We start from the raw sequence: 22720 nt of genomic DNA, 5'->3' as shown, positions 1-22720 counted from the left end.
GCATCACGCCGGCGCGCTCCCCTCCGTCGCGAACAGTTCCTTCGCGATCGTCATGGCCGACATCGCCCTCGGCCACCCCGCGTAGAAGGCGAGGTGGGTGATCGACTCGATCAGCTCCTCCTGGGTCACACCGTTCTGCACGGCGAAGCGCAGGTGGAAGCGGAGCTGTTCGGTGTTGCCGCCGACGAGCAGGGCGGTCGCAGTGATCAGGCTGCGGTCGCGCTTCGAGAGGCCCGGTCGCTCCCAGACTTCGTCGAAGAGCACCTGATCGGTGTAGTGGACGAGGCCTGGTGCGAAGTCGCCGAAGGCGCGCTGTCCTCCGGTCCAACCGTTCCCTGTCGTGTTCGTCATCCGTGGCGCCCCTCGTACTCGTCATCCATTTCCAGCAGGACCTTGATGGCCCGGCGTTCGTCCATCGCTTTGTAGCCCTCGGCTGCGTCCGACAGCGGGAGGGTGAGGTCGAACACCGCGCCGGCGTCGAACTCGTCCCTCATGATCGACGCGATCAGCTCAGGGAGGAACCGGCGGACGGGAGCCGGTCCGCCGTGCAGGTGCACGCCGGAGAAGAAGAGCTCCAGGCCGGGCAGCTCGACGTCGTGCGAGACGCCGACGTAGCCGACGTGGCCGCCGGGCCGGGTCGCGCGGATGGCCTGCATCATCGACTCCTGCGTGCCGACCGCCTCGATCACCGAGTGCGCGCCGAGACCGCCGGTGAGCTCCTTGATCGCGGCGACCCCGGCGTCCCCGCGCTCCTCGACGATGTGGGTCGCGCCGAAGCGGCGGGCGAGCGCTTGACGGTCGGCGTGTCGGCTCATCGCGATGATCCGGTCGGCGCCCAGCTGCTTCGCGGCGAGGATGCCGAGCAGTCCGACCGCGCCGTCGCCGACCACGGCGACGGTCTTACCCGAGCCGGCCTCGGCGGCGACGGCGGCGAACCAGCCGGTGCCGAGCACGTCGGAGGCGGCGAGGAGGCCGCGCACCTGCGTCGGGGTCGGGGTGCCGGGAACGACGACGAGCGTACCGTCGGCCAGCGGGACACGCAGCTTCTCGGCCTGCGTACCGAGCGCTCCCATGGGGAACGCGTGCACGCAGCGCGACTGGTAGCCGGCCCGGCAGATCTCGCACGTGTTGTCGGAGGCGAAGAACGATCCGACGACGAAGTCGCCGACCTTCACGTTCCGCACGTCGTCGCCGATCTCCTCCACGACGCCGACATACTCGTGTCCCATCGGCGTCGGGCCGGTGACCGGGTCGGTGCCGCGGTACGGCCACAGGTCGGAGCCGCAGATGCAGGCGGCCGCGACGCGGATCACCGCGTCCGTCGGCTCCAGGACGGTCGGGTCGGCGCGCTCTTCGACGCGGACGTCCCGAGGGGCGTACATGATCACTCCACGCATGTGGGGGTTCCTTCCGTTGCGAGGTGGGTGTCGGCCCGGGCTGCAACCCCGGCCGAAGGCAGTAGGAGGGCGGTTGCCGCGACGGCGGCCGCGACGACCGCGATCGTTGTGACAAGGCCCAAGGGGAGGATGCTCAAGGCGCCGGCGACGCCGACCAGCGGCGCGGCGATGCCGCCGAAAGCGAACCGTGCGGCGCCGAGCAGCGAGGAGGCCGTGCCCGCGATCTGCGGGTAGTCCGCGAGCGCCAGCGTGGTCGAGGGCGGACTGGTGACGGCCGTTCCCGCGGCGAGGAGGAACAGGGACACGATCACCACGGCGAGCGGCATGTGCGCCAGGCCCGCGACGAGCAGTCCGGCCGCGCCGAGCCCAGCGACCGCGAGGCCTACGGCCAGCGTGCCCAACACGCTCCAGCTCTCGCTGAGGCGACCGGCGAGGTACCCGGAGACCATGAAGCCGGCCGAGTTGAGCCCGAATGCGAGCGCGTACCCCTGGGGCGACAAACCGTAGACACCCTGCAGCACGTAGGTCGCACCGCTCAGGTAGGCGAACAGCGCTGCGTAGACGAAGCCCTGCGCGACGACTGCCCCGACGAAGCGCCGGTCGGAGAGGAGCAGCCGGATGTCGCGGCGGATGACCGCGAACCCCGCGCCGGTGCGCGCATCCTGAGGCAGTGTCTCGGGGAGGCCGACGGCCACCCAGCCGAGGATGACCGCTCCGATGACGGCCAGCACGAGGAAGAGGCCGCGCCAGTCCAGCACCGCCGTGAGCGCGCCTCCGAGCAGCGGGCCGACGATCGCCGCCAGGCCGCCGATGACCGTGAGCCGGCCGTAGAAGCGGATCAGCCTGCCCCCTCGTACACGTCGCGCCCGGCAGCCTGGGCGATCACAATGCCGACGCCTCCGGCCAGCCCCTGCACCAGGCGGGCCGCGATGAGCAGCTCGACGGTCGGGCTCGCCGCGCACAGCGCCGAGACGACCACGTAGGCGGTCACTCCGATGAGCGCCGGTCCGCGCCGCCCGAACCGGTCGGACAACGGCCCGGCGATGAGCTGCCCCGCGGCCAAGCCGACCAAGCACGCGGTCACCGTCAGCTGCGCCAACGAGGTCGCGGCACCCAGCTCTGCCGTGAGTGCCGGGAGCGCGGGCAGGTAGAGGTCCATCGAGATCGGGCCGAACACCGTCAGCACGAGCAGAAGCGTCGCGAGCGCTCGGCGAATCGGGATCCGGACCGTGGGGGAAGGGGAGGCTGTCACGCCATCCAGCACACCGCCTCCGGCCGCCCGGAGGGAGTCCCTGATGAGAGGTGTACTGACAGGGCATCCTTCGGGGACGCCGCTCGGCCTAGCCTGAGACACATGGACAATCGAGCGGACGTGCGCGAGTTCCTCATGTCGCGCCGCGCCAAGGTCACGCCGGAGCAGGTCGGACTGCCGGCCGGCACGGGCCGACGGGTCGCGGGGTTGCGACGCTCCGAAGTGGCGATGCTGGCCGACGTCAGCGTCGAGTACTACGCGAAGCTCGAGCGCGGCGCGATCGCGGGCGTCTCGGCCGGAGTCCTGGACGCGGTGGCCCGGGCATTGCAGCTCGACGACACCGAGCGCGCCCACCTGTTCGACCTCGCCAGGGCCGCCGACGGCATCCCCAGTTCCGGACGTCCCCGCCGGCGCGCCACTCCCAGCCCTGCAGCACGGCCCAGCCTGCACTGGGCGCTCGAGGCGTTCACCGACGGCGTCGCCGTGGTGCGCAACGCCCAATCGGACGTGATCGCCTTCAACGCCCTGGGTCGTGCGTTCTACTCGCCGTTGATCGGAGACGGCGGGCGCACACCGAATCTCGCACGCTTCCAATTCCTCGACCCGGCCTCCCGCGACTTCTATCCGGACTGGGACCTGTTTGCCGACATGTGCGTCGCCATGATGCGAGCGGAGGCGGGACGCGACCCTCACAACCCCGCCCTCCAGGACCTCGTCGGGGAGTTGTCCACCCGCAGCGACACCTTCCGCCGGGTGTGGGGCGCACATGACGTGCGCACCCACGGGGCAGGCACCAAGCGCTTCCACCATCCCGTCGTCGGCGAGCTCACCCTCGCCTACGAGGAGTTCGCGATCACCGCCGAACCCGGCCACGTCCTGCTCGTCTACACGGCCGAGCCCGGCTCACCGTCGGCCGAGCGGCTCCGCCTGCTCGCCTCGTGGGCGGCGGAGCGGCCCGCGGCCCGTCAGACCATCGTGGAGGAGACGTGACCGCAGCTATCCGCGGAGACGGAGGGATTTGAAATCTCATAGATAGCACTGTCATCTCGCCCAAGTGTGGGCAAAGTGTGGGCAAATCGCTCGGGGTACCCGGATCTGCCTCCCGGGGGGACCAGTGCAGTTGCCATCAAAGGCGTGGCGGGCGCTCCGGGGTCAAATATCCAGGGCTACGAATCCGAGGCGGGTCGCACACCCCGAAGCACGCGCGCGCGTCCCTTCGACACGATGAGATCCAAAACACCGAAGTCACGCGATGAAAGGACCACTCGTCGCCGTGACGCCGAACTGGGGAGGGCGCCGTGAAAGCGAAGTTGGTCGGCCAACAAGACGGCCCTTCCGCCGACGCGCATCGTCGTGCAGTAGATGCTCATCGAATCACCCGTGACAGTCACCCAGACCCGCATGGCCGCCTCGTAGAACGCGCCTGAAGCGCGGATCGGTACTTGCATTGCCGTGTACGACCTGCGCGTCAGTCGTGCCCCAAAGGCCCTGTCTGCCTTCGACGCAGCAAGTACCGCCAGGAGTTGCTGCCGCCTCGACCATCCGCGGATGAGGACCCCGACGGCAAGCAGTAAGAACGCAGCCGCAAAGGCAGTAACGGTTACCGCTGGCGGTCGAGCGGTCGCTATCGCCCCGATCGGTATTGCGATCCACAGAGCGCTCACGAGGACGAAGGGGACTTGGCGAGAGAGCCGAGCCAAAACATACATCGCACCTACCCTAGAAGTCCCAGCAATCCCGATCGCCTCTCTGAACGATCGGCCGTCCCCGGATCCTAGAGCCTCGCACCGCCTTCCCGGATTTCGGTCGACCAGCGCTTCCGCTTTTAGTCCGGCGAGGTTCGTAGTTCGTGAAATAGATTGAAGTCGTCTCGCTTGGGCGCAGCCGGGGTGCGAGCCAGCTCGGCGTAGCGATCCCATACCGTCAAGACCTCATCGGCGATCGCTGTCAACGCCTCGAAAGAGACATCGACCTGGGATTCCCATGGTCGGCTGTGGTCGACGCGGCTTTTCGAGAAGTGGAGAACTTGCTGGCTCGCTTGCTCCCAGCGCGCGTTGAGCGCGGCAAGTTCCTCACCCGTCGGCGACCTATATGAGGGCGCGATGTCTCGCGCCGAAAAGTCAGAGCGCTTCGGAGTTCGCACCTCGAGGAACTCAAGCAGCGCGCGAACGTGGACGAAGAACATCTCAAGACATGCCTGCTGAATGAGGGGCGGAAGCCTGTCGTCATGAACCGCTTTCGGGAGGGACGCCACATTCTCAGCGACTCTCCATGCCTCGATTGCTCGTGCTTCGCGAAGAGTCGGGTGCTCAACCATTCGCTTTGCAATGGCATCCAATTCTGCACTGCCGAAGTCCTTGGTCACTCCCTAATCTTGCAGCCAGCCCACCACAATGACCCCCTCAGTTAAGGCAGTTCCGTGGTTCACGCCAAATGGGAGGGAGGCTGTGCCACCAGTCGTTGACCGAAGAGAATGCCCCGAACTAGGTGGACCCACAAGACAAAGAAGACAGGGCGCGTCCGATGTGGATTCGGCGGCATCGTGCTGATGGCCCTCGGGCTCGAAGTGGCGATGACCCACGTGGAAGAGGCACAGGCTCTCGGCCTGTTCGGCGCTGCCGCGCTCAGCGCCGGCGCGGGCTGCTACCTGGCGGGCACCGCATTCGTCGCGCGTCGCCTGCTCGGCCGGTGGAATGCGACACGGCTCGCGCTCGCGGGACTCTTCGTGCTCGCCACGCCGATCGTCGCCCTCCTCTCCTCCGTCGCCGCGTTGGCGACCGTCGCGGCAGCGCTGGTCGCGCTGCTCGCCGTCGAGGAGATCCTGCGACGGACCGCCGGGGCTCGCTTGCCAAGCGCGTCTTCGCCTGCACGGCCCACGACCTGAGCGAGCGGCGCCCCGCACATCGGAGCGGGGCCGGCGTCACCGCCGGCCCCGCTCGTGTCAGCGTCGTACTACTTGGTGACCGTGACCGTCATCGCCTTGCTGGTCGTGGTCCCGGCGGCGTTGGTGAAGTCGACAGTGTAGGTGTACGTCCCCTTCTCCTTGCCCGCGACCGGCAGCGTCGCCGACTGCGCGTTCGGCGTGTTCGCAGTCAGGGCGCCCTGACCGACCACCGTGCCGTTCTCGTAGAACGTGTAGGAGGTCGCGTTGGTGCCCCACCACATGTTGGCCGTGACGGTGTAGGTGCCGCCGCCGCTCCGGTCGTCGTTGCTGAGCACCGGTGTGCCCGGGTTCGCCTGGGTCACCTTGACCGTCGTGCTCGTCGTCGCGGTCGTGCCCTTGCTGTTCACCAGCTCCGCCGTGTAGACGTAGGTGCCGTTCGTCTTCCCCGTGACCGGGATGGAGACGTTCTGGGCGCCGACGCCGCCGAAGGTGAGCTGCTTGGTGGCGATCAGGGTCCCGTTCTCGTAGAGCCGGTAGATCGATCCTTCCTCGCCCCACCAGAGGTTCATGACGACGTTGTAGCTGCCGTCCTGGAGCCCGGTGTCCCAGCCGTTGTCGTTCGACAGCGCGCCCTTGCCGGGCGCGCTGGTCGCACCGTCAGGGACGGTGACCGGGGCGCTGAGGGTCGACTCGGCACTCTCTCCCGCCGCGTTGACGGCTGTCACGCCGAACGACGCGGTGTCACCGGGCCACACGCTCGTGACCGATGCGGAGGTCGCGTCGGCTCCGACGGTGGCGACCGGGTCGGCGACTCCGTCGCGGTAGATCCGGTATCCGGTGATGGGAGTGCCGCCGTCGTCCGTCGGCGTGGCCCAGCTGACGGTGACGGCCGAGGAGGTCGCCGACGCCGACGCACCGGTGGGCGCAGCGGGCGCGCCCAGCGCGTGCAGCGTCCAGAAGTGGTCGGCGGTCTGCGCGTCGGTGGCCGACGTGTTCGTCGTCGACGAGCTGCCGGCCACGACGGTGCCGTTGCGACCGCTGCCGGACGAGTCCACCAGCGTGGCGCCCCCGGCCTCGTCGAAGGCGTAGTGGACGACGTCGCCCGCTCCCGCCTGCCCGGAGGCGAGAGTCGCCACCTCGGCCGCGCTCAGCGCGCGGCTGTAGATGTTGAAGTCGTCGACCGTGGCGTTCAGTGCGGGGTCGCCGCTGTACTGCGACTTGCCGATGTAGTTCCTCGTGCTCTGACCGAACGCCGACGGGTGGATCGTCATGTTCGCGTTCGTCGCGACGACCTGCCCGTTCACGTAGAGCGTCCCCGTTGTGCCGGCGACCGTCACGGTCACGAGCGACCACTGGTTGAGCGGCAGCGTCTTGGTGCTGCTGTTCAGGCGCTGCTCTCCGCCTCCTCCGCTGGTGGTGATGGCGTAGCGCAGCTCGGTGCCGTCGTTGATGGTCACGAACATGCTGGCGTTGCTGCCCGAGCCGATGTCGAACAGGCGCTGCCACGAGGCGTTGCTCGCGGGGTTCACCCATGCCGAGACCGTGTAGTCGCCGGTCAGTCCGCTCACCGCGCCGGTCGGCAGCTGCGCGTAGGCGGTGCTGTTGCAGAACGAGAGAGCGGAGCCGATCTTGCCGGGCTGACGAGGACCTGTCGCCGTGCAGCCCGAGGTGACCGAGCCATCCGTCCACTGCACGACACCGGCGCCGGCGGTCTTGCTCATACCCTCGACTCCCAGGACCAGCCCGGTTCCGTAGTTCGCGAACCGGTAGTCGCCCTTGCCGTCGGGGACGACCTGCCAGAGATGATCGTCCGTGCCGCTGTCGCCCCACACGACGGCGGGCGTGCCCGTCGCCGTCGCGGCGCCCTGGATGCCGAGCACCAGACCCGTGGCGGGGTTGACGATCTTGTAGAGGCCTGACCCGGCGGCGACGAGCTTCCACGTCTGGGTGGCGCTGCCACCGGCCGCCGCGGTGTTCTGCACGACGGCCGTTCCGGCGTCGGTGCCGCCGGACTGGGTGTCGAGCGCGAGACCGCTGTTGACGTTCGTGATCGAGTAGGTGCCGGACAGGTCGGTGGTGTCACCGGCCGGCGTCACGACGAGGTGGTAGCCGTAGGCCGGGTTCATCACGACAGGCACGGTGATCGAGCCGTCGGCGCCGACCTGGTACGTGGTGTTGGAGATCGTCGTCGGCCCGGCGACGGCGACCGTCCTGCCGTACGACGGCGTGAACTCGAGCTTGACGTTGACCTTCGAGCCGACCGCCAGCTTGTCGAGCCCGGCGATGCGGATGCCCGCAGTACCGGCTGCGCCGCCGGTGATGACGTCGACCTCCTTCTTGTCGGAGGTGACCGCGGCTGCCGCGTCGAAGTTGTTGTTGCCCGGCGGGGTGGTGGTGACCATGTCGCCGCTCATGTCCGCGTACCACTTGTAGAGCCAGTACGCGCCGTTCGGGCTGCCGCCCTGGCCGGTGAGCAGGTCGCCGAGCGCGCCGGACTGGTTCCAGAACGCCAGTTCGGCGTCACGGATGCCCAGCCGCTCGAACTTCGCGACGTAGCCGACCAGCGAGCCCGGGATGCCGACCTCGGCCGGGGCGGCGTACTCCTCGATGTCGATGGGTCGACGCTGGATGCCGAGGGCGTCCTCCATCGCCTGCACCTTGGCGACGTCGCCGGCGATCTTCGACGAGCTGCTGAGCTCGTGCCAGGCGAGCACGTCGGGCACCGTGTTCGTCGCGACGGCGTTGTTCAGGAAGTTCTGCATGTCGCTGATGTTGTCGGAGAAGCTGGGTCCCTGGATCGGCGTCGTCGCGTCCTGGCTGCGAATCAGGCGGTAGGTGTGCGTCCAGAAGTCCTCGAACGTCCCGTTGGAGGCGAGCCACGTGCCGTCCGGCTCGTTCCACGGCGCGTACGCGGAGAGGTTCGTCATGCCGGAGGCCTTCACCTGCTGGATCTGGTCGGTCACGAACTGGTCCCAGTTGCTCCAGCTGAACTGGTACGGCCAGCCCGGGTAGTAGTCCGCGAGCCGGTCGACGACCTTCGCGCCTGCCGCGTCGGCCTTCTGCCAGGTCTGTCCGATGTCGCCGGTGGGTTGCTGCTTGCCGCCGATCGGCTTCATGACGAACTCGGTGGGCTTGATCGCCTGCACCAGAGCGTCGGAGGGAGTCGTGGCGTTGGCGAGCCCGTAGAGAGAACCGGTGGCCACGTGGGACACCGGGCGGAAGGGCTGGTCGGCCTGGACCGTGAGGGTCGAGGCGGCGGTGGGGGCGGCGGCCGCGGGCAACGCCGAGGTGAGCGCCCCTCCCGCGGCGACGAGGGCGAATCCGGCGACGGTCGCGGTGATGCGGCGCGTTGTCCGGGAGCGGCGGGACGAGGGATCGTCGCCCCGGATCGGCGTGGAAGGCCGATCGGACCGAGTGTCAGACATGATTGTTCTCCATTGCTCAATCAGTGATGAAGCGGCCGCGAGAGTGAGGCGGTCTTCGAGGTCGTGCAATCGAACCGGTTCGATTCACACAGGTTGCAAGTTAGACCCTTGATCGCCGAACCGTCAAGAAAATCCGGCGAACCGATTCGATTGATTCGCGTCGCCCGCGCCGCTGCGGACGCCGCTGCGCCGTGAAACAATGAGCGAACCCTGACCGGAGGACTGATGGCAGCAACGATCGGCGACGTGGCCCGCGCTGCCGGCGTGTCGCGGAGCACGGTGTCGTACGCCCTCTCCGGCAAACGCATGATCTCGGAGGAGACGCGCGCCCGCATCCAGGCCGCCATCGACGAGCTCGGCTTCACGCCGAACGCCGGCGCACGCGCCCTCGCCACCTCGCAGACCAACGTCCTCGGCCTCTACCTGCAGTTCCAGGAGGACGAGTTCGCGCCGGCCATGCTGCAGTACGTGCTCCCGGTGTCCACGACGGCCCGCGAAGACGGGTTCGACCTGCTGATGGTGACGGACACGGATCTCGTCGAGGCAGTGCGGCGCACGACCTCCTCGCGCATGGTCGACGGCGTCGTGCTGCTGGACGTGACCTACGACGACGTCCGTCTCGACCCGCTGCGCGAGGCGCCGCAGCCGGCGGTGCTCATCGGGTACGCCCGCGACAGCACCGGCTTCGACTCGTACGACCTCGACTTCGGCGAGGCGGCCCGACTGGCGGTCGATCATCTCGCCGGGCTCGGGCACACGGAGCTGGTGCTCGTGACGCCGCCGCGCCACGTCTACGACCGCGGCGGCTCGTACGCCTGGCGCTTCCGCGACGCGGCGATCGAGCGTGCGGCGCGCTACGGCATCCGGATCGCCCCGCACTACGGGGACTCCCGGCAGCCCGGCATCGACGCCGCGCTGGATGCCGCTTTCGCCGCCTCGCCGACCGCGACCGGGCTCATCGTGCACAACGACGCGACCGTCGCGGCACTGCCCTCGTACCTGAACACGCGCGGCGTGCGCGCACCGGAGGACCTCTCGGTGATCGGGGTGTACTCCCGGGAGTTCGGCCAGTCGTTCTCGCTGCCGTACACGGCGGTGGAGACCTCCCCCGACAGGCTGGGAGAACTGGCCGTGCGTCAGCTGGTCAAGCGGATCGCCGACCCGGAGGCGGCGGGTGCCCCGATGGTCCGCCTGATCGAGCCGAGCCTGGTCGACCGGGACAGTACCCGCGCGGTGCCGTCCGAGTGACTCCCGCCGCCGGCCGGCTGCGCGACCGGGCCGCGGAGAAGGTCCAGCAGCCTCGACCGGCTTCGCACGGCGGCTGAAGCAGGGCGGGCACTCCGCAGAATTATCGAACCGCTTCGACTTGTGTTCGCCTCCAACCGTCGCTACAGTTATCGAACCGGTTCGATGACGAAAGGAGACGCGGTGGCCATCACCATCACGGATGTCGCCCGCCACGCGGGCGTGTCGCCCAGCACCGTCTCCTATGCGCTGTCGGGCAAACGGCCCATCTCGCCGTCCACCCGTGCCCGCATCGACGAAGCCATCACCTCCCTCGGCTTCACCGCCAACGCCGGCGCCCGGGCCCTCGCCACGTCCCAGACGATGGTGATCGGGCTGCTCACCCAGTTCCACCAGGACGAGTTCGCGCCCGCGATGCTGCAGTACGTCCTCCCGGTGTCCGACACCGCGCGCGAACTCGGCTACGACATCCTGCTCGTGACCGAAGCCGACGCCACCGCCGCACTCCGCCGGGTCACCAGCGCAGGGATGGTCGACGGGGTCGTCCTGCTCGACGTCATCCACGAGGACCCGCGGCTCGACACCCTGCGCGCCGCCCCCAGCCGGGAGCGCTCGTCGGCCTGCCGAAGCACACCGAGGGCCTGGACGTCTTCGACCTCGACTTCGGCGAGTCGGCGCGCATCCTCGTCGACCACCTCCACGAGCTCGGCCACCGCGAGATCATCGTCGTCTCCCCGCCCCGGCACGTGTTCGACCGCGGCGGCGCCTACGGCTGGCGCTTCCGCGACGCGGCGCTGGAGCGCGGCGCCCGGTACGGCCTGCAGATGCACCCGTACTACGGCGAATCCAAGCAGCCGGCCATCGGGCAGACGATCAACGCCATCCTGGACGCCCGCCCGACCGCCACCGCGCTGATCGTGCACAACGACGCCACGATCGCGGCGCTGCCGTCCGTGCTCGCGGCGCGCGGAACCCGCGTGCCCGAGGACCTATCGGTCGTCAGCCTCTACTCCAAAGACTTCGGTCGAGCCTTCTCGCTCCCGTACACGGCGATCGAGAGCTCCCCGATCAGCTGGGCCAGCAAGCGGTCCGGCACCTGGTGCGCCGGATCGCGTCGCCCGAGCTCGCAGGAGCACCGGTGACGCGCTTCGTCGCACCCGAACTCACCATCCGCGGGAGCACCGAGTAACCCGATCCCCACGACGCAGCAGAGCATCGCTCCCGCGGAACCCGAACAGCAATACACGATTCAAGGAGGAATACTGTGATCGCAAACAAGCGCACGCGGCTCATCGGCGCCGCCGTGCTCGCGGCCGCCGTGATCGGCGGCGTATCGGCCTGCTCCAGCTCGAGCCCCGGCTCCACCAGCAGCGCAGGCGGCACCTACACGTTCTGGGACCCGTACCCCCAGTTCGACGCATCCGCCGACTGGACGAAGCTGGTCGAGCAGTGCGGCACGGACGCCGGCGTGACCGTCAAGCGCACCGGCTTCGACACGAGCGACCTCACCAACAAGGCGCTCCTCGCCGGGCAGCAGGGCAGCTCGCCCGACCTGCTCCTGGTCGACAACCCCGTCGTCTCGACGCTCGCCGAGGCCGGCATCCTCACAACCACCGCCGAGAACAAGCTCGACACCTCCGACATCCAGAAGAACATCCTGGCCGCCGGCGTGCTGGACGGTAAGACCTACGGCGTCCCGATCGGCGCGAACACGCTGGCCCTGTACTACAACAAGGCCGTGCTGAGCGCCGCCGGCGTGGATGTCTCCACCATCAAGGACTGGAACGGCCTGACCGCCGCCCTGGCCAAGGTGAAGGCTGCGGGCAAGAAGGGCATCACCTTCTCGGCCATCGGCACCGAAGAGGGCAGCTTCCAGTTCCTGCCGTGGTTCTGGGGCTCCGGCGCCGACCTGAAGAAGCTCGACTCCGACAAGGCCGTACAGGCGCTGTCGCTCTGGACCGACTGGGTGAAGCAGGGCTACGCCCCGAACTCCGTGATCAACAACACCCAGACCACGTCGTGGCAGGAGTTCGCGACCGGTGACTTCGCCTTCGGCGAGAACGGCACCTGGCAGCTCGGCAACGTCAAGAAGGCCGGCATCGACTACGGCATCCTGAGCATCCCGGGCATCGACGGAGGCTCCGCACCGGCGCCGACCGGCGGCGAGTTCATGACGATCCCGGTGCAGAAGGACACGGCACGCTACGCGACCTCCAAGAAGATCGCCGACTGCCTGACCAGCACCGAGAGCTTCGTGAAGACGGACACCACCCTCTCCTACATCGCGCCCACCTCGGCCGCGCAGGAGAAGCAGGTCGCTGCCAACCCGGAGCTGAAGCCCTGGGTCGACGCCGTCGCCGCGGCGAAGGGCCGCACCAGCGACAACCTCGGCACGAAGTACCCGAAGATCTCGCAGCAGCTCTGGGGCGCCGTGCAGAATGCGCTGAGCGGTTCGCAGTCCCCCGCGGACGCCCTCAAAGCCGCCCAGACGGCCGCGGCGGCCGCGACGAAGTAGCACCGACGCACAACCCGAGTAAGGCAAACCGATGACAACCATTCAGACAGCGCCGCACGGTTCTGTCAGAGACCACGGCGGGGTGGCGGGCGACGCCACCCCGCCCCGGTCCCGGCAGCGCAGAAGGCGCACCGGCCAGTGGGCGGCGTGGGCGTTCCTCGCACCTGTCGTGATCTACCTCGTGGTGTTCTACGCCTACCCGCTGTACCGCAACATCGAGCTCAGCGTCCGCGACTACACGGTGCGCTCGTTCGTCATGGGCGACGCCCCGTTCGTCGGCTTCGACAACTACGTCAAGGTCTTCCAGAGCCCTACGTTCGGTCCGGCGTTCCTGCACACCGCGCTCTTCACCATCATCTCCATCGCGTTCCAGTTCACCATCGGGATGGCCCTCGCCGTGTTCTTCCACCAGAACTTCCGGCTGAGCGCGACTCTGCGAGCCCTGTTCCTGGTGCCGTGGCTGCTTCCCCTGATCGTGTCGGCCTCGACCTGGTCGTGGATGCTCAACAGCGACTCCGGCGTCGTCAACGCCTTCCTGGAGGCCGTCGGGCTGCCCGGGATCAACTGGCTGACCTCGCCCGACTGGGCTCTCACCAGCGTCATCATCGCGAACATCTGGATCGGCATCCCGTTCAACCTGGTGATCATCTACTCGGGCCTCCAGAACATCCCGACCGAGCTCTACGAAGCCGCCGCCCTCGACGGGGCGAACGGCTGGCAGAAGTTCTGGCGCATCACCTTCCCGCTCCTCAAGCCGGTGTCGGCGATCACCCTGCTGCTGGGCCTGATCTACACCCTCAAGGTGTTCGACATCATCTGGATCATGACCCGGGGCGGCCCCGGCACGGCGTCCACGACCTTCGCGACCTGGTCGTATCAGCTCGGGTTCGCCTCCACGCTTCCCGACTTCAGCCCCGCGGCAGCGGTCGGCAACGTGCTGATCGTGATCGCGCTGGTCTTCGGCATCATCTACATCCGCACGCAGCGAAAGCAGGACATCTCATGACCGGCAGACGGCCGTGGTGGAAGACCGTGGTCGGGGTGGTGCTCACCCTGATCATGCTGTTCCCCGTCTATTGGATGATCAACGTCTCGCTCACTCCCACGACCGAGATGCGCAAGAGCCCGCCCAACCTCTTCCCGGTGAACGCCACCTTCGAGGGCTACCAGGCCGTGCTGAGCCAGCAGCTTCCGTACCTCGGCACCAGCCTGCTCATCGGCCTCGGCACCGTCGTACTCACCGTCGCCCTCGCGGCTCCGGCCGCTTTCTCGCTCGCGAAGCTGCGCCCGAGGGGCCGTGGGGCGCTCAACTTCGTGCTGCTGATCGCGCAGATGATCCCGGGCATCATCATGGCGATGGGCTTCTACGCCATCTACCTGAACCTCGGCATCCTCAACACCGTCTGGGGCCTGATCATCGCGGACTCGACTCTGGCCGTGCCGTTCGGTGTGCTGATCTTCTCGGCCTTCATGTCGGGCATCCCCGATGAGCTGATGAGCGCGGCGAAGATCGACGGAGCGGGCACGTGGCGCACCTTCCGTTCGATCGTGCTCCCGGTGAGCCGCAACGCGATCGTCACCGTCTCGCTGTTCGCGTTCCTCTGGGCGTGGTCCGACTTCATCTTCTCGTCGACGCTGAACAGCGGAGGCACCCTGCAGACCATCACGCTCGGCATCTACAAATACATCGGCAACAACAACCAGGAGTGGAACGCGATCATGGCCACCGCCGTCGTCGCCTCCATCCCGGCGGCCGTCCTTCTCGTCATCGCCCAGAAGTACGTCGCGGCGGGCGTGACCGCCGGGGCGGTGAAGGACTGACATGACGCTCCCGGACGACTTGGCCTTCGACATCGGCGAGATCCCCTTCTCCCTGCGCGGCGCCTGGATCGACCTCTCCCGTGTCGTCGGCCTGCACCGGACCTCCGAGGATGTGCATCTGGTCACCCACACCGGCGGGATGCATCCGATATTCCGGATCGTGCCTGTCGGAGCGCGCGGTACAGGAGCGCACGTACACGCCACGCCGGCGACACTCTCGTGGCGGACGGCGCACGGAGAGGCGCACGCGGTGTTCGCCTCCACTCACGGCATCCGCTTCCGCGGGCGGGGGCTGAGTCTGCGGTTCGACGCCGGTGACGACCTCACGCCGTTCACCGGCGGCTACCTCTTCGAGGACCCCGTCGACTCCTCCCTCACCCTGACCAGCTACGAGTCCGGCCGGCGATACCGATTCACCATCGTCGACGGCTCCCCGCTGGTCACCGGCGCCGGCGCGCTCCGGCAGGGCACCAGGTCGGTCGAGTTCGGCGCAGGCGGCGAGTGGGAGGTGCTCCTCGAGGAGATCGGCACCGCCTCGCCCCGACCCGACGTCTCCGCCGGGTTCGACGAGGTCGCCGATCAGCGACGGGACGAGTTCGCGCAGTACCTCGGTGCTCTGCACGGCGCCGACGCCGACGACGGGGCGATCAAGGCGGCGTACGTGCTGTGGTCGGCGACGGTCGCTCCGGCCGGGTTCATCCGGCGGGAAGCCGTCCTGATGTCCAAGCACTGGATGGACAAGGTGTGGAGCTGGGATCACTGCTTCAATGCCATCGCCCTCGCCGAGGCCGACCCACGGGCCGCACTCGACCAGTTCCTCGTGCCCTTCGACCACCAGGACGCCGTCGGCGCGATCCCCGACTCGGTGACGCACTCCGAAGTGCTCTACAACTTCGTCAAGCCGCCCGTCCACGGCTGGGCGTTCGCGCAGCTCCGCCGCCGCACCGGCGATGCCTACTCGGAGGCCGAACTCACCACCGTCTACGAGCGCCTCAGCGCCTGGACGCGCTTCTGGCTCGACTACCGGCGCCGCCCCGGCCACCGACTCCCGTACTACCAGCACGGCAACGACAGCGGCTGGGACAACTCGACCGCCTTCGACGCCGGGAGCGTCATCGAGTCGCCCGACCTCGCGGCGTTCCTCATCCTCCAGTTGCGCGAGCTGCGCGAACTCGGGCGGCGGCTCGACCGCTCGACGTTCGAGTGGGAGTCCGCCGAAACGGAGCTGCGCACGGCCCTGTTCGAGGAGCTCTGGACCGGCGAGGGCTTCATCGCGCGACTCGTCACAACCGGCGAGCCCGCCCCGGCGAGCAGCCTCCTCACCTGCCTCCCCGTCGTGCTGGGCGACCTGCTCCCGCGAGACATCGCCGACGTGCTCGAGCGGCGGATCGCCGGACACCTGACCGAGTGGGGACTGGCCACCGAACCGGTCGACTCCCCCGCGTACGAGGACGACGGGTACTGGCGCGGGCCGATCTGGGCGCCGTCCACCGCCCTCATCGAGGACGGACTCCGCCGGGCCGGGCGCACTGTCCTGGCCGACGAGATCAGCGCACGCTTCCGCGCGCTCTGCGAGACCTCCGGGTTCGCGGAGAACTTCGACGCCCGAACCGGCGCGGGTCTGCGCGACCGCGCTTACAGCTGGACGGCCGCAGCCTACCTGACGCTGCGTTCCGACGCCGCTCAGCGCAGCGCCGAGGCCGCATAACAGGAGAACGATGACAGACACGATCAGCGCCGTCCGACGTGGCGGCCCGGTGGACCCCTCCCGCTCGGCCCTGCGCCCGCTGGGCCCCGACGAGCTCCGCATCACGGGAGGGTTCTGGGGCGAGAAGCAGGAGCTGAACGCCCGCACGATCATCCGGCACTGCCTGACCTGGATGGAGCGCATCGGCTGGGTCGCGAACTTCGATCGTGCCGCCGCGGGGACCGTCGCCGAGCACCACGACGGCATCGAGTTCGTCGACTCCGAGGTCTACAAGCTGCTGGAGGCGATGGCCTGGGAGCTGAGCCGCGACCCCGGCTCGGAGCTCGAGGCGCACTACGTCGACCTCGTCGCCCGGGTGGCGGCGGCCCAGGAGCCAGACGGCTACCTCCACACCTCGTTCGGCCGCCCCGGCCAGCGGCCGCGCTACTCCGACCTCGAGTGGGGCCACGAGCTGTACTGCTTCGGCCACCTCTTCCAGGCCGCGGTCGCGCGCGTGCGCGGCGGCCACCTCGACACGATCGTCGAGGTCGCCCGCCGGCTCGCCGACCACGTGTACGCGGAGTTCGGCCCGGCAGGGCGCGACGCCGTCTGCGGCCATCCCGGGATCGAGACCGCGCTCGTCGAGCTGGGCCGCGCCCTGGCCGAGCCCCGCTACATCGAGCTCGCTGCCCTCCTCGTGGAACGGCGGGGACGACGACGGCTCACGACGACGCTCTTCCAGGGCAGCGACTACTTCCTCGACGACCAGCCCGTCCGCTCGGCCGATCGGCTGCGGGGCCACGCTGTACGGGCGATGTACCTGGCCTCCGGAGCCGTCGACGTCGCCGCAGAGCGGGGGACGCGGAACTGCTCGCCGCGGTCGAGCGGCAGTGGGCGAACACCGTCGCCTCCCGCACCTACATCACCGGCGGCATCGGCGCCCACCACCAGAACGAGGAGTTCGGCGCCGACTTCGAACTCCCGCCGGATCGCGCCTACGCAGAGACCTGTGCGGCGATCGGGTCCGTGATGCTCAGCTGGCGGCTGCTGCTGGCGACCGGGCAGAGCAAGTACGCCGACCTGATCGAGCGGACGCTCTACAACGCCGTCCTGGTCTCACCGCGCGAGGACGGCAGGGCTTTCTACTATGCGAACACGCTCCACCAGCGTGTTCTGGGCGCCGTCCCCGCCGACGACGAACTCAGCGAGCGAGCGGAGTCGAGCCTCCGCGCGCCCTGGTTCGAGGTCTCCTGCTGCCCGACGAACCTCGCCCGCACGCTCGCCAGCGTGGGCGCCTATGTCGCGACCGCGACCGACGACGGCGTTCAGCTGCATCAGCTGGCGGACGCCGAACTCGCCACCAGGACGGGCGGCGGCGTGACTGTCGAACTCGGAATGCGGACGAACGGCTACCCCTTCCGCGGCGAGGTGGTCATCGCCGCGCGGTCGGACGCCGAGGTCGAGATCGCCGTCCGGGTGCCGGTCTGGGCACGATCCGCGCGCGTGACCCATGCAGGCGCCCAGCACACGGTCGTCGACGGCTACGCGCGGATCCGTGCGCAGTTCGACCCGGACGATCCGATCCGTCTGTCGCTGCCGATGGAGCCGCGGCTCGCGTACCCGGCGTCCGGTATCGACGCCGTGCGCGGGACCGTCGCCGTCGAACGCGGCCCGCTCGTGCTGTGCGCGGAGTCGACGGACCTCCCGCAGGGCGTGCACGTGGACGAGATCCGGCTCCACGACGGGCACCCGATCGCCGCCACCCCGACCGGGGCGCGAGCCCGCATCACGCTCACCCGCAGCGCCCCCGCCGAGTGGCCGTACGCGACTCGGTCCTGGGACCAGACGGACGTCGAGGAGCTCGACCTCGAGCTGAAGCCCTACTTCGCCTGGGCGAACAACGGGCCGAGCACGATGCGCGTCTTCCTCCCGCGACACGGCTCCTGAGCCTGACAGACCACCTGGCCGCCATCGAAGTCATCGGCGATGGCGGCCAGGTCTTCCGCTGCGATCGGCGGGAGATTGAAGGGGAGACGGCCTGCTGAAACTCCCCGTCGTTCAGGTGCGGACCCTGAACGTCGTCAGCCTTTCGACTCGCTCACCGCGCTGCCGGCCTGTTCGACGTTCCGCTTGAGCACATGCAACATGCGCGCCTGCATGATCCAGACGATGAGCGGGCCGAACCAGTCGGCGACGCGGCCCAGCAACCAAGGACGGAATGCTTGGTATCCGCCGATGACCAGACGGGTGCGTCCGCCCGGCATCTCCTTCAGCCGGAAGCCCCACAATCCTTCGGCATAGGCCGATGGCCGCGACTGGTGAGGATCGAGGCGGCGTCCCCGCAGATCGCTCAATACGCGCAGTCCAAGGAATCGGTTCGGTTCCAGCGCGGCAACGTCCCAGGCGTCCACGGGCCCGTGGCGACGGGTCAGGTATTTCACGGAGTCACCGACCGCAAGATGCTGCCACTCGGGATGAACGGCGCGCGCGCTGGGACGGCCGGCGTTGTCGAGCTGGTCCCAGGAGTACCAACCGCCGCGGTCGCCCCCGAGTTGAACCAGCCACGGCCACACCTGGTCGGGAGGCGCGTCGATCGTGACGGCCATGGTCGCCCCCCGCTCACCCTCGGGAACCAGGCCGACACCGGGATACGGGCCGACGACCTCCTCATCGCTAGCGCCCCAGCGCATGAGGCGAGGGCGCACGAAGCCCCCGTAGAGAGCCGCTGCAGCGCCAACCGCGCCAAGCCCAGCCAGTCTGCGTCCCCAGGACATGGGCCGATACTCGGAGGATCTGCAGTGCGGCACCAGGGCCCAAAGTCCCGGCGGCTGCGGTGACCTGTTCCTTCTGCCGCGTCCGGGGTGGCGCGCCACATGAAAGCAGAAGAACGTGGGTCAGAGCGAAACGACGTCGGTGAACCGTGTCAGTGCCGCTGGTTCCGCCAAGTAGTCGCCGAGGCCCGAAGCGCCGGGCCCAGCGCGCCAGGCGCGGTAGGCGTCATCATGCTCGAGCGACTCCCAGTGCTCGACCGCAACCACGTGGGCGGGGTCCGTGACGTCCGTGACGACATCAACGCCGAGGCAGCCGTCGAAAGCGCGCGTGTCCGCGAGGATCGCGAGCAGCGCGCGAGGTCCGTCCTCGAGGTGGTCGGCAGCGAAGCGCAGGTCGAGGAGGGAGGTGACAGTCATGCGGGCGACGCTAGCACTTGGACGGTGCTGAGGCGGCAGGTGCGGCCTACTGGTGGGGAGGGACGGCCGGGTTGAGCCGGTGCAGCGCCGCGAGCATCGGCTCGAACGAGCGAAGCTGTGTGAAGACGACCACCGACTGATGACCATGCGCTCGAAGAACGCAGGTGAAGAAGGCGCCGAAGAACCTACCAACGCCGGTGATAGCGCTCACGGGCAACGCTCCGCTGTTGAATGGTGCTTTCCACTGCAGCGTCTCACCAACAAGATCGACTCGATACGCAACACGGAACAGCCACCAGTAGACGTTCCATCCAAGGGCGCCGAACCAGATCGCGAGGAACCACAACGGCGGACCGGCGTGGCCGGCCAAGGTCTGAACCAGGATTGACACGCCGGCGACAACGAGGACCGACATGATGAGCAGCTGGAACCCCACCCAGGCAATCGGAAGCGACCAGGTCTCGTTGCAGATCGCGTCGTCCAACTCGTTGCGCGTCATGAATCCCCTCCGGAGTGCTGTCAGCCGACAGTACCTACGTGACCCGGTTTGATGCGGTAAGCCACGGCTGGTATCCGACGGCGTCCCCGCAGTTAGCGGAGGCCGTGCACGGCTCGCGACTGAGGACCCCGTTCTCAACGGACGGTTACCACTCGGCCGCCAGCCATCGATGACAACTGGAAAGAATGAAGCCACCCTGCGTTAGGACGGCGACAATGAACTCACATCGCGAACTCGCGAGTGGAGGATCGGCTGATGGATCTTCCGCCCGCAGACAGATTTCCCGAAGCCTGAGGACGGACCCGTCGGCACTGCACTGCGGAGACGGAGGGATTTGAACCCTGACGGCACTCCCTAATCGACCTTGAGATGCCCGGAAAACCTCGGAATTCTGCAGGTGTTCGATGACATTGCGCCGCTCTCGGTTACTGCGGTTGTGGGGCTTTTGTGGGGGCCGGCCGGGCTCTCAATGCGGTATGCGTGGCCTTCGGATGGATCGGCTCGCCTCAAGGCGACGAGCTTTGCGCATCTCATTTACTCCGCAAGCGTCCGAGAATCGACGGGCGGTGTCCGATCGCAACCTCAAGCTCGCTACTCGAAATCGTCAAACGACAATTGGTTGGGGTCGTGCTCTTGCGATTGAATCGGCCCGTCAGCAGGCTTTGATTTTGACTTTGAAGGGAAGGCTGCACCGCGGCCATACGTGACGCTCGGCCCGCGGGTCGCCTCAGACGTCTTGACCAGGATTTCTCGTTCAACGAGATCGGCGAGTACGCGGGACGCGCCGACCGTATCGAGATCTAAAAGGATCCGCACCATCCGGGCGTTAATCGTGCCCGTCTCGTTCACCAGCTCGATGATCTTCCGATCAAGCTGATCCGTGGTGCGGCGCCGGTAAGTGACAGCCGGCCCAAGGGCCGCCAGAGCCCCCTCTCGCAACCTGTATTTCGGGCGCGCGCGCCGAACGGTCTCGCGTGTCGGCTCTAGCAACGCGGTCTCATCGCCGCTCAGGCGTGCGAGCACTGATTGAGCCTCATCAACGGATGCTTTTTGCAGCAGTGCCATGAGTTCTTCTGCGCTAACGGTCTTGCGCGTCAGGAGAGTCAACAGAATCAGCATGGTGTCCGCGTCGGCGGCCTCCTCTTGCGGCAGCGTCGCTACATACCGCGCTAGCGCGGTATTTGGTGCCCCGCCCAGCAGAGTGACTTCCACGCGCGTCGGGTCAGCGGCGTAACGGGGAGGTTCGTGTCCAACTCGCGCCATTTCGGCGTACATCCGATCGACGCCAGACCCCGCAGTCTCGGCCAGACCAAGCATGCGCATTGCATTGGCCAAATTGGTATTTCGGGTGCGAGACGAAGTCGTCAGAACATTATTGACGCTCACGCCAGGCACGAATCCGCCAGGTGACGAGACGCGCAACTGAGTAAGGGTATGCTCAACAGCCGTCCGATCGAGACTGAAATACTCTCGATGCATTATCCCGTTCACGACAGCCTCGCGGACAGCAGCTTCAGGAAGGTCAGCGATATGAAGTTGCTGACCTTTGCCGATCGACACCGGTGTGGTCTCAAGCCGCGCATCGATCAGATCGAAAACACGTTGAACAGCAACGACAAGCGGGCCAGTAATATGTTCGTTCGACGTCAACTGTCCAGCGGGAGTGCGCCGGTGCGTGTAGGCGATAAGCGTCACATCGTCATATGCGCGAGTGAAGAGTAGTGCACCGGCGTTTGTGAGCGACTGGTCCTCGAGCACAACGCCCACCGCGCGGAGCAGTTCTATGTCGCTCGCTTCTGCGAGGCGACGCTTCCCAAGGTCATTGGAACGCGCGAGCATCTCCCTCGCCACCTGCATGGCGACGGGATCCACCTGGTCGGCAAGCCAGTTGCTTCGCTGGATACTCCAATCTCGGCCAGTCTTCTGCGAAGTCACGGTTGCGATGCGTTCGCTCGTCATCGGCTTGCAATGCTGGTCGATACGTTCAGTTGGAACCCTGTTGTTTGCGCTATGAACTTGCGTACTGTTCGGCACGCTCAATATGAGAACGTCGCCGGGAAATGTCGTCCGGAGCTCTGCTTCGACCAAGAGTGGCGGGCTGGTGAGCTCGTAAATGCGGAGCCGCGTCTGCTCTGGGTCGAGTGATGTGCCGACGAATGCGCTCGGCCCGACGGTTCGGTCGTCCACTCCAACGAGGATCGTGCCGCCTGACGAATTCGCCATGCATGACGCTGCGTCCGCAATGTTCTTGAGATCGTCGTTTCGGGACCTGCCGTCGGTCTTGAACTCGATGTCGAGTGATTCCACATCGTTCGCAGTGATCGCCCCAGCAGCGATGTCTGCCAACACCCCGCCAATATGGTCCATCGAAGTTTTCCTTAAGTTTTGCGCGGCCCTTCACTGCAGCCTGGACGCACTGGCGCGCTGGTTTAATAGGAGTTTTGTCCAGCCCTTCACCGTGAAGGGTACCGCAAAACTATCGCGAAACCGCCACGACATTTGAGGGAACGAATTCGAGCCGAATTGGGGCGCGGCGCCTGGGGAGCGGCACGGCCCAGTATTGACGAATACAACCAATTCATGGCCGCCGGGCCCCGCTGCAACACGTCACTCGCCTCGAAGCGGCGAACGGGGAGCGGCTTCCCCGACCGCCAACGATGTTGTGCCTCACATTGGGGAATGAGACTCCCCCCAATCAGTCAATAGATTCATTGCGCGAGTGCAAGGGGGAGCATGTCACGACATGGACGACTGAGGCCAGGCCTAAGTCTCGGAGGCGAACAAGCCGAGGCAGATCCGCTCCACTT

General features: G+C 67.6%; 20 protein-coding genes and 2 pseudogenes. 11 read left to right on the top strand and 11 right to left on the bottom strand.

Going from position 1 to position 22720, the window contains the following annotated elements; all coding sequences use genetic code 11:
- Positions 1-3 precede the first annotated feature (3 nt).
- From ACQ86L_RS15310 to ACQ86L_RS15295, 4 genes are read right to left on the bottom strand one after another with little or no spacing between them, the layout of a single operon-like run.
- Positions 4-351: a carboxymuconolactone decarboxylase family protein gene (locus ACQ86L_RS15310; protein ID WP_434316175.1), complete on the bottom strand. Its 348-nt coding sequence runs from the start codon at positions 349-351 to the stop codon at positions 4-6.
- Positions 348-1397: a zinc-dependent alcohol dehydrogenase family protein gene (locus ACQ86L_RS15305; protein WP_434316174.1), complete on the bottom strand. Its 1050-nt coding sequence runs from the start codon at positions 1395-1397 to the stop codon at positions 348-350. The genes ACQ86L_RS15310 and ACQ86L_RS15305 overlap by 4 nt, the downstream gene beginning before the upstream one ends.
- Positions 1385-2191 carry an MFS transporter gene (locus ACQ86L_RS15300; protein WP_434318906.1) on the bottom strand — a complete coding sequence of 269 codons (807 nt, stop codon included), beginning with the start codon at positions 2189-2191 and terminating at the stop codon, positions 1385-1387. The genes ACQ86L_RS15305 and ACQ86L_RS15300 overlap by 13 nt, the downstream gene beginning before the upstream one ends.
- Before the next feature lie 44 nt (positions 2192-2235).
- Positions 2236-2649, bottom strand: coding sequence for an MFS transporter (locus tag ACQ86L_RS15295; protein WP_434316173.1), 414 nt, complete (start codon positions 2647-2649; stop codon positions 2236-2238).
- A 102-nt stretch (positions 2650-2751) separates the two neighbouring features.
- Here ACQ86L_RS15295 and ACQ86L_RS15290 point away from each other — a divergent pair, with 102 nt between their 5' ends.
- The gene (locus ACQ86L_RS15290; RefSeq protein WP_434316172.1) at positions 2752-3639 is read left to right on the top strand and encodes a helix-turn-helix transcriptional regulator; all 888 of its coding nucleotides are present in this window, start codon (positions 2752-2754) and stop codon (positions 3637-3639) included.
- A gap of 835 nt (positions 3640-4474) precedes the next feature.
- Here ACQ86L_RS15290 and ACQ86L_RS15285 read toward each other — a convergent pair.
- Positions 4475-5014 carry a hypothetical protein gene (locus ACQ86L_RS15285; RefSeq protein WP_434316171.1) on the bottom strand — a complete coding sequence of 180 codons (540 nt, stop codon included), beginning with the start codon at positions 5012-5014 and terminating at the stop codon, positions 4475-4477.
- A 177-nt stretch (positions 5015-5191) separates the two neighbouring features.
- Here ACQ86L_RS15285 and ACQ86L_RS15280 point away from each other — a divergent pair, with 177 nt between their 5' ends.
- Entirely contained in the window at positions 5192-5533 is a 342-nt protein-coding gene (locus ACQ86L_RS15280; RefSeq protein WP_434316170.1) for a hypothetical protein, read from the top strand.
- A gap of 68 nt (positions 5534-5601) precedes the next feature.
- On the opposite strand, the gene ACQ86L_RS15275 is transcribed toward ACQ86L_RS15280, so the two are convergent.
- The gene (locus tag ACQ86L_RS15275) at positions 5602-8958 is read right to left on the bottom strand and encodes an RICIN domain-containing protein (RefSeq protein WP_434316169.1); all 3357 of its coding nucleotides are present in this window, start codon (positions 8956-8958) and stop codon (positions 5602-5604) included.
- A 225-nt stretch (positions 8959-9183) separates the two neighbouring features.
- Here ACQ86L_RS15275 and ACQ86L_RS15270 point away from each other — a divergent pair, with 225 nt between their 5' ends.
- Both ACQ86L_RS15270 and ACQ86L_RS15265 read left to right on the top strand, forming a co-directional pair.
- A complete protein-coding gene (locus ACQ86L_RS15270) occupies positions 9184-10206 on the top strand; it encodes a LacI family DNA-binding transcriptional regulator (protein WP_434316168.1) in 1023 nt (340 codons plus the stop codon).
- A 162-nt stretch (positions 10207-10368) separates the two neighbouring features.
- Positions 10369-10473, top strand: a pseudogene (locus ACQ86L_RS15265) (LacI family DNA-binding transcriptional regulator); the annotation flags it as partial.
- Between the two features lie 191 nt (positions 10474-10664).
- Here the strand turns inward: ACQ86L_RS15265 and ACQ86L_RS15260 are convergent.
- Complete coding sequence (locus tag ACQ86L_RS15260) at positions 10665-10916, bottom strand: hypothetical protein (RefSeq protein WP_434318986.1); 252 nt, start codon at positions 10914-10916, stop codon at positions 10665-10667.
- A gap of 33 nt (positions 10917-10949) precedes the next feature.
- On the opposite strand from ACQ86L_RS15260, the gene ACQ86L_RS15255 reads away from it, so the two are divergent.
- From ACQ86L_RS15255 to ACQ86L_RS15225, 7 genes and pseudogenes are all read left to right on the top strand, one after another.
- The gene (locus ACQ86L_RS15255) at positions 10950-11345 is read left to right on the top strand and encodes a substrate-binding domain-containing protein (protein ID WP_434316167.1); all 396 of its coding nucleotides are present in this window, start codon (positions 10950-10952) and stop codon (positions 11343-11345) included.
- 122 nt (positions 11346-11467) lie between these two features.
- Complete coding sequence (locus ACQ86L_RS15250) at positions 11468-12718, top strand: sugar ABC transporter substrate-binding protein (protein ID WP_434316166.1); 1251 nt, start codon at positions 11468-11470, stop codon at positions 12716-12718.
- 31 nt (positions 12719-12749) lie between these two features.
- Positions 12750-13724: a carbohydrate ABC transporter permease gene (locus ACQ86L_RS15245; RefSeq protein ID WP_434316165.1), complete on the top strand. Its 975-nt coding sequence runs from the start codon at positions 12750-12752 to the stop codon at positions 13722-13724.
- Positions 13721-14539, top strand: coding sequence for a carbohydrate ABC transporter permease (locus tag ACQ86L_RS15240; protein ID WP_434316164.1), 819 nt, complete (start codon positions 13721-13723; stop codon positions 14537-14539). Before ACQ86L_RS15245 ends, ACQ86L_RS15240 begins: the two co-directional genes overlap by 4 nt.
- 1 nt (position 14540) lies before the next feature.
- Positions 14541-16247 carry an amylo-alpha-1,6-glucosidase gene (locus ACQ86L_RS15235; RefSeq protein WP_434316163.1) on the top strand — a complete coding sequence of 569 codons (1707 nt, stop codon included), beginning with the start codon at positions 14541-14543 and terminating at the stop codon, positions 16245-16247.
- A gap of 10 nt (positions 16248-16257) precedes the next feature.
- Positions 16258-17768, top strand: a pseudogene (locus ACQ86L_RS15230) (glycoside hydrolase family 127 protein); the annotation flags it as partial.
- A 57-nt stretch (positions 17769-17825) separates the two neighbouring features.
- A complete protein-coding gene (locus tag ACQ86L_RS15225; protein WP_434318905.1) occupies positions 17826-18173 on the top strand; it encodes a hypothetical protein in 348 nt (115 codons plus the stop codon).
- A gap of 134 nt (positions 18174-18307) precedes the next feature.
- Here ACQ86L_RS15225 and ACQ86L_RS15220 read toward each other — a convergent pair whose 3' ends face one another.
- From ACQ86L_RS15220 to ACQ86L_RS15205, 4 genes are all read right to left on the bottom strand, one after another.
- Positions 18308-18832 (bottom strand): hypothetical protein, encoded by a 525-nt coding sequence (locus ACQ86L_RS15220; protein ID WP_434316162.1) that lies wholly within the window; start codon positions 18830-18832, stop codon positions 18308-18310.
- Positions 18833-19120: 288 nt separating this feature from the next.
- A complete protein-coding gene (locus ACQ86L_RS15215; RefSeq protein ID WP_434316161.1) occupies positions 19121-19414 on the bottom strand; it encodes a putative quinol monooxygenase in 294 nt (97 codons plus the stop codon).
- A gap of 46 nt (positions 19415-19460) precedes the next feature.
- Complete coding sequence (locus tag ACQ86L_RS15210) at positions 19461-19913, bottom strand: hypothetical protein (protein ID WP_434316160.1); 453 nt, start codon at positions 19911-19913, stop codon at positions 19461-19463.
- A gap of 591 nt (positions 19914-20504) precedes the next feature.
- Complete coding sequence (locus ACQ86L_RS15205) at positions 20505-22280, bottom strand: ATP-binding protein (protein WP_434316159.1); 1776 nt, start codon at positions 22278-22280, stop codon at positions 20505-20507.
- Between the last annotated feature and the right edge of the window lie 440 nt (positions 22281-22720).

Origin of the sequence: Leifsonia sp. P73 (genome assembly GCF_051059105.1) — a bacterium.
Taxonomy (GTDB): domain Bacteria; phylum Actinomycetota; class Actinomycetes; order Actinomycetales; family Microbacteriaceae; genus Leifsonia.
Note: the sequence above shows the minus strand (reverse complement) of the source record. Positions and strands in the feature narration are given on the sequence as shown.

Excerpts from the sequence above, each read along its gene's own strand:
- ACQ86L_RS15310 (WP_434316175.1), bottom strand. The coding sequence starts at position 351 with ATGACGAACACGACAGGGAACGGTTGGACCGGAGGACAGCGCGCCTTC.
- ACQ86L_RS15305 (WP_434316174.1), bottom strand. The coding sequence starts at position 1,397 with ATGCGTGGAGTGATCATGTACGCCCCTCGGGACGTCCGCGTCGAAGAG.
- ACQ86L_RS15290 (WP_434316172.1), top strand. The coding sequence starts at position 2,752 with ATGGACAATCGAGCGGACGTGCGCGAGTTCCTCATGTCGCGCCGCGCC.
- ACQ86L_RS15275 (WP_434316169.1), bottom strand. The coding sequence starts at position 8,958 with ATGTCTGACACTCGGTCCGATCGGCCTTCCACGCCGATCCGGGGCGAC.
- ACQ86L_RS15270 (WP_434316168.1), top strand. The coding sequence starts at position 9,184 with ATGGCAGCAACGATCGGCGACGTGGCCCGCGCTGCCGGCGTGTCGCGG.
- ACQ86L_RS15245 (WP_434316165.1), top strand. The coding sequence starts at position 12,750 with ATGACAACCATTCAGACAGCGCCGCACGGTTCTGTCAGAGACCACGGC.
- ACQ86L_RS15240 (WP_434316164.1), top strand. The coding sequence starts at position 13,721 with ATGACCGGCAGACGGCCGTGGTGGAAGACCGTGGTCGGGGTGGTGCTC.
- ACQ86L_RS15235 (WP_434316163.1), top strand. The coding sequence starts at position 14,541 with ATGACGCTCCCGGACGACTTGGCCTTCGACATCGGCGAGATCCCCTTC.
- ACQ86L_RS15225 (WP_434318905.1), top strand. The coding sequence starts at position 17,826 with ATGGAGCCGCGGCTCGCGTACCCGGCGTCCGGTATCGACGCCGTGCGC.
- ACQ86L_RS15220 (WP_434316162.1), bottom strand. The coding sequence starts at position 18,832 with ATGGCCGTCACGATCGACGCGCCTCCCGACCAGGTGTGGCCGTGGCTG.
- ACQ86L_RS15215 (WP_434316161.1), bottom strand. The coding sequence starts at position 19,414 with ATGACTGTCACCTCCCTCCTCGACCTGCGCTTCGCTGCCGACCACCTC.
- ACQ86L_RS15210 (WP_434316160.1), bottom strand. The coding sequence starts at position 19,913 with ATGACGCGCAACGAGTTGGACGACGCGATCTGCAACGAGACCTGGTCG.
- ACQ86L_RS15205 (WP_434316159.1), bottom strand. The coding sequence starts at position 22,280 with ATGGACCATATTGGCGGGGTGTTGGCAGACATCGCTGCTGGGGCGATC.